Here is an 8,292-nt window from a genome sequence, read left to right as displayed (position 1 = left end):
GGAATGATCACCCCGAACGAGGCCGAGGAGGCCCACTACGCTGCCCTCATCCCGCAGGAGCAGCCCGTATGAGAGCGGCACGAAACCTGGGGCGCTTCACAGCTGGGCGTCTTCGCATTAGGCCACGGCGACGCCGAGGAGCGGGCCACCGTCAGGTCGCACTTGAACAAGTGCGCTGCCTGCCGCGCCGAACTGGACGAGCTGGCAAAGGTAGTCGCCCTGCTGGCCGCCGTCAGTCCCGCCAATCTTGGTCAGGTCTGAGTTCCCCATACCCGCTGGGCGGCGCAGTTGCCCGATAGCGAGGATCAGTTAGTCGCGGGCGCTGCGAAATTGCGACGCCGTTGAGGTACCCCGGCCTGCTTCAGTCGCACGTAACCGACCGCACCCGCGGGCGATGCGTCCCGCGTGAACCGCTCCGGCGGGACCGACAGCAGTCGGCCCCGGCGTCGGCGGGCTGCTGGCGGACGCCCTCGGCGTCCGTGCCGTCTGCCTGCAAGCCGCATGACTGCTACTCGCCGCGACATCGCCGTCAGTCGCGCCACCGACCGACGGCAGGTCGACGCGGTCATCGCTTTGCACTCCAATCTCTCGCCGACTTGATGCACCGACGTCCGAGGTCGCCGTCCTCGGTCAGGTTGACAGGGCGAAGGCGAGCCACCACCCCGCTCCCAGACCGAGGAGGAGGGACATGACCGCGGCCCCGTGCAGCAATCCGGTCGGGACGCCACGCCGGGTCCGCTGCGCCGTACCCGCCGCCGTCCGTGGACCACTACCCGCCCACTCCCGCATAGACGGTGCGGCCGGCACCCCGGCGAACGCGGGGGCGACCCAGCGCAGGTAGTAGAAGAGGCTCGCCACCGTGTTGACGGCCGCCACGACGACCAACCACGCCAGGGCGCCGTCCCATGCCGCGGTGAAGACGGCGAGCTTGCCGACGAAGACGGCGGTCGGTGGAGTTCCGACGAGGCCGAGGAGGCAGACCACGAGGCTGACCACGATCCAGCGGTGGCGTCCGACCGCGGTCGCCCAGTCGGTGATCGTGCGCGCGGCCGGGGTCGCCGCGACGGCGGCGAAGGCACCGATGTTGGTCACCGCGTAGCCGGCCAGGTAGATCGCCAGCGCCGGGACGGCGAGATCGGTGCGCGCGGCGACGGCGACGGCCATGAACAGGTAGCCGACCTGGCTGACCGTTGAGTAGGCCAGCAGCCGCAGGACCTCGGTCTGATTGAAGGCGGCCAGGTTGCCCAGGGTCATGCTGACCGCGGCGATGACGGCGACCAGCAGGGGAACGTCGAGGGGGACGTCGGCGAAGGGCTCGGCGAGCAGCCGGAACGCGGCGGCGACCGCGCCGATCTTCGGGATCGTGGTGAGGTAGGCGGCCATCGGCGGGGTGGTGCCGGCCGTGACGTCGGGAACCCAGAAGTGCACCGGCACGGCTCCAGCCTTGAAGGCGACCCCGGCGAGCACGCCGAGGATGCCCACGGCGAGCAGAGCCGGGGAGGCGTCCGGGAGCAGCGCGGCGAGGTCGAGGTAGCCGGTCGTGCCGGTGGCGAGCACCAGGGCGGCGACGCCGACGAGCATCAGCACACCCACGAAGGCGCCCATGAGGTAGTACTTCATCGTCGCCTCGACACCCGCGGAGTCCTTGGCGAAGCCGGCCAGCGCGTACAGCGGGACGCTGGCCAGCAGGTAGCCGGCGACCAGCAGCAGCAGATCGCCGCTGGCGGCCAGCGCGATGCTGCCGAGCCCACCGAGCAGCATGAGGACGTAGGCCTCGGTCTCCCGCGGATGTCCGGCCAGCGAGGGCGACGCGAGCCAGACGAGGACAGCCACACCGAGAGCAACCACGATGCGCACAACGCCGGTGGTGGTGTCGACGACCCAGGTGGCCTCGAACACCCGCTCCGCAGGCTCGGGCAGCGCGACGGCAGCGGCGATCACGCTGGCCAGGCAGGCGGCGGTGACCAGGAGCCGGACCCGCCACTGCCGGTGCTGCGGCGTCCAGAGGCCCAGCAGCAGGCCGCCGACCGCACCGAGGAGCAGGAGCAGTTCGGGGAGCAGGGCGAGCACCCGCTCGCCACCCCCGGACATGCCGGTCACCGGCCCACCAGCTCCACCACCGCCATGGCGGCCGGCTCCAGCACGTCCAGCAGGACCCGCGGAACCAACCCGAGAATCACGGCGAGTACCAGCAGCGGGACGACCGCGGCCGCCTCGCGACTGCGCAGGTCCTGCATCCGGGTCGCCGTCCGCGGCCGGACGGCGGTCGCCGTCGTGCCGTCCGCACGTTCCGGACCCGGGCCCTCCGCCAGCTCGTCGGGGTCTGCCTCGGACGGGACGACGGGATCGCCGGTGAACAACCGCTGCAGGGCCAGCAGGAACAGCCCGGCGGTGACCAGGATGCCGACGACGGCGACCACCGTGGCCAGCGGTGCGGCCTGCAGCGCGCCGGTGAAGACCTGGAATTCGGCGATAAATCCGGAGAACCCGGGCAGCCCCAGGGAGCCGAACGCGGCGACCGCGAAGCAGGCGGCGAAGACGGGCGCGGGACGAGCCAGACCACCCCAGCGGTCGAAGGCGTAGCTGTGTCCGCGGGACCACAGGACGCCGCTGAGCAGGAAGAGCGCGCCGGTGAGCAGGCCGTGGCTGACCATCTGGTACATCGCCCCGACCGTGGCCACGGTCCGCGCGCCTTCGTCAGCGGAGGCGACCAGGCCGGCCGCGCCCAGGCCGAGCAGCACGTACCCCATGTGGTTGACCGAGGTGTAGGCGATCATCCGCTTGACGTCGGTCTGGGCTAGCGCCACGAACGCGCCCCACAGCACGCTGATCACCCCGACGACGACGGCCACCATGGCCCACCGCTGCCAGGCCTCGGGGAGGATCGGCATGGCGATCCGCACGAACCCGTACGTGCCGAGCTTGAGCAGGATCCCGGCGAGAATGGCGGACCCGGCGGCGGGTGCGTCGGTGTGCGCGTCGGGCAGCCAGGTGTGGAAGGGGAACAGCGGCGTCTTCACCGCCAGCCCCAGGAAGATCGCCAGCAGCACCAGCCCACCGGCCACCGGGGAATCGGCGAGCGGCGGATTCGCCGCCAGCGCCACCATGTCGAAGGTGCGCTCCTCGCTGCCGAGGAACAGCCCGATGAAGCCCACCAGCAGCGCCAGCGACCCGATGAAGGTGTAGAGGAAGAACTTCAAAGCGCTGCGCCGGGCGTTGCCGTGCCCCCAGCCGGCGATGACGAAGTACATCCCGACGATCGACAGGTCGAAGAAGACGAAGAACAGGATCAGATCCAGCGAGGCGAACGTGCCCATGCACGCCGTCTGCAGGAACAGGAACAGCGCGGCGTAGGTGTGCGGCCGGTCCGGCTCACGCAGCGAGTAGACCGCGCAGGCCAGGAACAGCACCCCGGTCAGGGCCAGCAGCGGCAGGGAGAGCCCGTCGACGCCGACGTGGTAGCCGGCATTGACCGTGGGGATCCACTGCAGATGGGCCTCGTACGCCAAGCCGTCGACGACGCCCGAGGCGCCCTGCCCTGGCTCGAAGCGCAACCACATCCAGCCGACCAGCGCCAGGTCGACGGCGGAGGCAGCCACCCACACCCCGATCGCCACGCGACCGGGGATCCTCGGGGCCGCCAGCAGCACAGCAGCGGCCAGCAACGGCAGGAAGATCACGACGGTCAGCAGCACGACTACCTCACCACGAGCAGGAGGACGAGCAGAAGCCCGAGACCGACGACGGCCTGGGCGTAGTACTGGTGGAGCAGGCCCGTCTGCGGACGGCGGGCAGCGCCCCCCGCGTGGCGGAACGCCCGCGCCATCCCGCGGACGGCGCCGTCCACCACGCCGGTGTCGATGCGCGCGGAGCCGGCGGCAGTACGGCGGGTAGCTGCGGCGACGCCGGACACCGCGCCGTCCAGGACGCCGTCGTCCGCCCGGGACGCCATGCCGGCGAGCCGACGGGCGCCGACGGCCACCCCCACGACCGCCCGGTCGATCACCCTGTCGTCCACGGTGGCCAGCGCCCGGGCGAGCGCCATCGCCGGTCGTGGCGAGAGCAGCCGTCCCAGCCCGGCCCACGAGGCGAGCGGACTCCGGGAGAGCTGCTCCATGACGGCAGGGCGGGCCCGGACCACGGCGACGGTCAGTCCCAGGGCCACCAGCGCGAGCGCCCCGGAGAGCAGCAGCTCCCCCAGCCCCGGGGACGGCTCCCCCTCCACGTCCAGGACCGCCTCGAGTCGCTCTGCCACGGCCGGCAGCGCGAGCACACCCAGCCCGGCGGCGAACACGGCCAGCACGCCGGCGACGACCGTGGTCAGGGCCGGGACGCGCCGGGTGCCCGGCTCCTCCTCGTCCCCCGCCGGCCTGGCGAGGACGACGGCCAGGATCCGACCGGCGTAGACCGCCGAGACCGCGGCGGCGGCGAGGCCGACCACGTGCAGCGCCGTTCCATCGACACCGGCGAGCACCTTGTCCTTCGTCGCCCACAGCGACAGCGGCGGCACACCGGCCAACGCAAGGGCAGCGACGGTGGCCGCTGCCCCGATCCCCCGGTACCGGCGGGCGGCGCCACGCAGGTCGGTCAGGTTCTTAGTGCCGAGCGCGGTGAGCCAGGCCCCGGCGGCGACGAACAGGCCGGCCTTGACCGCGGCGTGCGCGACGAGCTGGGCGGTGCCACCGGCGGTGGCGCCCACCCCGGCGGCGAGGACGACGAAGCCGATCTGCGCGGCCGTGCTGGCCGCGAGCAGCTGCTTGAGGTCGGTCTGCGCCACGGCCACCGCACCCAGGACCATCGCGGTCAGCGCCCCGGCCCACGCCGCCGCCGTCGCGGCCCAGCCGGTCGACGCCAGCAGCGGCTGCATCCGGATCAGCAGGTACCCGCCGGCGGCCACCATCGTGGCCGAGTGCAGCAGCGCGCTCACCGGGCTCGGCCCCTGCATCGCGGCCGAGAGCCAGGCCGAGAAGGGCAGCTGCGCCGACTTGCCCAGCGCGGCGACCAGCACGCCGGCGGCGGCCACGTCCGCCCAGCCACCGTCCGCGCTCTCCAGGTCGGTCAGCACCAGGCTCCCGGTCGCAGCCAGCGCCGCCCCGGCGGCGACGTACAGGCCGAGGTCCCCGGCCCGGGTGGTCACGAACGCCCGGGTGCCGGCGGCCGGCTTGCCCGGCTCGTCCCAGTGGTAGCCGATGAGCGCGTAGGAGGTCGCGCCCATGACCTCCCAGGCCAGGAGAAGCGTGGGGAGGGTTGCCGCGGTGACCGTCGCCAGCATGGCCGCGACGAACAGCAGCAGGTAGCCGAAGAACCGCCCCCGAGCGGCATCCGCCGGCAGGTCCACGACGGCGAACACGGTGACCAGCAGGGCGATGCCGGCCACCAGGACGACGAGCACGGCGGAGAGCCCGTCGACGACCAGGCGCAGATCCCCGCCCTCGACGATCCCGAGGAACGGCACCGACAGCAGCGGCCGGGTCCCGGCCACCAGCGCAGCCACCACCACACCTGCCGCGGCGACGGCCACGGCCAGCGGACCGGCGACGCGGTCGGCCCCCCGCCCGGCGACGAGCAAGGCGGCTCCGCTCAGGGCGGGGAGCAGCACCAGGGCGCCGAGGACGGCGCTCATCCGCGCAGGTCCGACGCCATGTCGATCATGTCGAGCTGCCGAGCTCGATAGAAGGCGACGGTGACGGCGAAGCCCATGGCCATCTCCACCGCCATGACCACCAGCGCCACGACGACCAGCACCTGGGCGTCGGGCAGCTCCGGCGCGAGGAAGTACCAGGCCGCTCCCCCGGCCAGCAGCACACCGTTGAGGACGAGCTCGAGGCCCATCATCACCATGACGATCGTCTGCTGGGACAACGCCCCGAACAGCCCGACGCCGATCAGGCCGGCGGCGACGGTCAGCACGATCTGCAGCACCAGCTCGGCGGTCATCGGCGCAGTCCCCCGGGCACCGGGTCGTCCGGGTGCTCGGCGTCGAGACCCGGGCCGAGGCGGTCGTAACGGCCGCGCGCGGTGGCCAGGACAGTGCCGGCCAGGATCGTGGCGAACAGCCCGATGCCGATCACCAGCATGACCAGCATGTGGCTGCCCATGATCGCCTCGCCGAGCTGGCGGGTGCTGTCGTCGGGGCGAACCGGGTTCATCGTCGGCCAGTCGATCGTCCAGATGCCCACCGCGAGGAGGACGAAGACTCCGGCGCCGACCGCGGCCGAGCCTTTGGCGTTGTGCACCATCGTCATCGGCATGAGCCCGGCCGGGTTCATCATGAACATGATCATGAAGACGGCCATGATCGCCATCTCGATCGTCATCATCAGCGCCGTCACGACGGCCAGGTAGACCAGGTCGAGGGCGAGCAGGATGCCCGCCACGGCGAGGAACGACGCCAGCAGGGCGAAGGTCGCCCGCGCCATCGAGTCGACGACGAAGACCGCGACCCCCGCGGCGACCGACAGGACCCCGAGGATGGCGACGGCCGTGATCGCCCAGCCGGAGAGGTCGCTCAGCATCGGCTCCTCCTCACGCGTAGAACCCGGTCAGGACGAGCACCGCGACGACCAACGCCTGCAGGAGCGTCAGCGGGACGAGGACCATCCAACCGACCTCCACCGTGCGGTCGGGCCGCAGCACCGGCATCCGTCGTCCCACCCAGACCAGAGCAGCGACGACGGCCAGGGTCTTCAGCAGGTGCCACAGCGGGCCGGGCAACCAGGGGCCGGAGTCGCCGCCGAGGAATAGCGCCGCCGCCATGGCCGCGCTCGCGCCGAGGAAGACGGCGCGACCGGCCTCCACCAGCAGCCGGTCCACCCCGGACAGTTCCGAGGTGACGCCGCCGGCGATGTCAGCTTCGGCCGGTGCGGCGAACGGCCCCCAGAAGGCGAAGGCCGCGGCGCCGGCCACGAAGACCACGAAGGCGACCGGCATCGTCACCACGAGCCACAGGGCCTCCTGCGCGGCGACGACATCGGTCGTCCGCAACGAGCCGGCCGCCAGGCCAGCCGTGATCAGCGCGAACATCAGCGGCAGCTCGTAGGCCAGGCCCTGGGCGAGGAATCGGTATCCACCGGTCAGCGCATGGACGGCGTTCGGACCCCAGCCGACCAGCCACACCGCCGCCCACAGCAACGCTTCCATGGCGTTGAACCACACGAGATCGGCGCTGGTCGACCACAGGGTTCGGCCAGCCACGGGTACCACCGCCAGAGACAGCAGCGCCAGCGTCGGCACAGCGACGCACCCGATTCGCCACAGCAGCCGATCCGGCGCCAGAGTCGTCCGCCGCTGCTCAGCCAGCAGACGCGCGCTCGAGCGGATCGGCTCCACGACCGCCCCGGATGCGCCGAAGACGACGACGCGGTCAACTGCCGCCACCACGACGCCTAGGACCACACCGACCGCCACGATCCCAAGGACTGCCGGGACCAGCCCCCACGCCTCCGCCAGGGTCTGCTCAGGCATGCAGATGCTCCGACGCCGACACCGTGGACACGGGGGTGAGGTCGAGGCTGGCCACGATCAGCCGTGCGCTGCCGATCTCCGCGCCCTCGACCAGGGCTGCGACGGCCTCGAGTGACGTCGCGGGCACGTTCTCGACCGGTTTCCCCGACGCCATGTCGCACCAACGCCTGACCCGGTCCAACGTGTCTCCCCCGGACCCGCGTCCGCCGATGCCGCCGGCCGTCCAGACCAAGGTCCGCGACCGACTCACCCGCCGTGCCACAGCCTCGGCAAGCCGTTGTGCCTCGTCGCGGCTGCCTATCTGGGCCATCCCGTCTCGGGCGCGACGTGCGTCTCGGGCGGCGGTCGGCCAGCCGGCCACATCCAGGAAGAGTGCGAGCCGGTCCAGGATGGCCCGCTGGGAGTCGGGCTGCTGCCGCGCGGCCGGGAGGGTGTCGGTGTCGAGCCAGGCCAGCTCTGCGGATGTGAGGACGTCGCCCTGCAGGTTTGCCCGCAACACCAGTCCCGTCGGCCAGCCTGGCAGTACCGGCCCGAGCGCCACCTTCAGAACGTCGAGTTCGAGCCCGTCCCGGTCCGGGCCGGTCGAGGCCATCGGCAGCCCAGCCACGTCACCGCCGTGGTCCATGCCCTCGTGACCACCGCCGTGGTCCATGCCCTCGTGACCACTCCCGTGGTCCATGCCCTCGTGACCACTCCCGTGGTCCATGCCCTCGTGACCACTCCCGTGGTCCATGCCCTCGTGACCACTCCCGTGGCCCATGCCCTCGTGACCACTCCCGTGGCCCATGCCCTCGTGACCACTCCCGTGGCCCATGCCCTCGTGACCAC

Annotated in this window: 8 protein-coding genes; 1 reads left to right on the top strand and 7 read right to left on the bottom strand. The window is 72.2% G+C overall.

What is annotated here, in order from left to right:
- Window positions 1–630: 630 nt before the first annotated feature.
- The 7 genes from E9549_RS21885 to E9549_RS21855 are packed head-to-tail and all read right to left on the bottom strand — an operon-like array spanning window position 631 to window position 8,071.
- Complete coding sequence (locus E9549_RS21885; protein ID WP_236828705.1) at window positions 631–2,091, bottom strand: NADH-quinone oxidoreductase subunit N; 1,461 nt, start codon at window positions 2,089–2,091, stop codon at window positions 631–633.
- A 5-nt stretch (window positions 2,092–2,096) separates the two neighbouring features.
- Window positions 2,097–3,695, bottom strand: a complete 1,599-nt coding sequence (locus E9549_RS21880) for a NuoM family protein (protein WP_236828704.1) — start codon at window positions 3,693–3,695, stop codon at window positions 2,097–2,099.
- A gap of 2 nt (window positions 3,696–3,697) precedes the next feature.
- The gene (locus E9549_RS21875) at window positions 3,698–5,623 is read right to left on the bottom strand and encodes a proton-conducting transporter membrane subunit (protein ID WP_236828703.1); all 1,926 of its coding nucleotides are present in this window, start codon (window positions 5,621–5,623) and stop codon (window positions 3,698–3,700) included.
- Window positions 5,620–5,937 (bottom strand): NADH-quinone oxidoreductase subunit K, encoded by a 318-nt coding sequence (locus E9549_RS21870; RefSeq protein ID WP_113800564.1) that lies wholly within the window; start codon window positions 5,935–5,937, stop codon window positions 5,620–5,622. The genes E9549_RS21875 and E9549_RS21870 overlap by 4 nt, the downstream gene beginning before the upstream one ends.
- Entirely contained in the window at window positions 5,934–6,515 is a 582-nt protein-coding gene (locus E9549_RS21865) for an NADH-quinone oxidoreductase subunit J (RefSeq protein ID WP_236828702.1), read from the bottom strand. Before E9549_RS21865 ends, E9549_RS21870 begins: the two co-directional genes overlap by 4 nt.
- 10 nt (window positions 6,516–6,525) lie before the next feature.
- Complete coding sequence (locus tag E9549_RS21860) at window positions 6,526–7,407, bottom strand: NADH-quinone oxidoreductase subunit H (RefSeq protein WP_236828701.1); 882 nt, start codon at window positions 7,405–7,407, stop codon at window positions 6,526–6,528.
- A 49-nt stretch (window positions 7,408–7,456) separates the two neighbouring features.
- A complete protein-coding gene (locus tag E9549_RS21855) occupies window positions 7,457–8,071 on the bottom strand; it encodes a hypothetical protein (protein ID WP_236828700.1) in 615 nt (204 codons plus the stop codon).
- Window positions 8,072–8,095: 24 nt separating this feature from the next.
- Between E9549_RS21855 and E9549_RS21850 the strand changes: the two genes are divergently transcribed.
- Window positions 8,096–8,292: hypothetical protein (locus E9549_RS21850; RefSeq protein WP_236828699.1), on the top strand; the 197-nt coding region annotated here is incomplete at its 3' end.

The organism is Blastococcus sp. MG754426, from assembly GCF_021699055.1.
Taxonomy (GTDB): domain Bacteria; phylum Actinomycetota; class Actinomycetes; order Mycobacteriales; family Geodermatophilaceae; genus Blastococcus.
Note: the sequence above shows the minus strand (reverse complement) of the source record. Positions and strands in the feature narration are given on the sequence as shown.

Coding starts and splice junctions, on each gene's coding strand:
- E9549_RS21870 (WP_113800564.1), bottom strand. CDS start 5,937: ATGACCGCCGAGCTGGTGCTGCAGATCGTGCTGACCGTCGCCGCCGGC.
- E9549_RS21865 (WP_236828702.1), bottom strand. CDS start 6,515: ATGCTGAGCGACCTCTCCGGCTGGGCGATCACGGCCGTCGCCATCCTC.
- E9549_RS21885 (WP_236828705.1), bottom strand. CDS start 2,091: ATGTCCGGGGGTGGCGAGCGGGTGCTCGCCCTGCTCCCCGAACTGCTC.
- E9549_RS21875 (WP_236828703.1), bottom strand. CDS start 5,623: ATGAGCGCCGTCCTCGGCGCCCTGGTGCTGCTCCCCGCCCTGAGCGGA.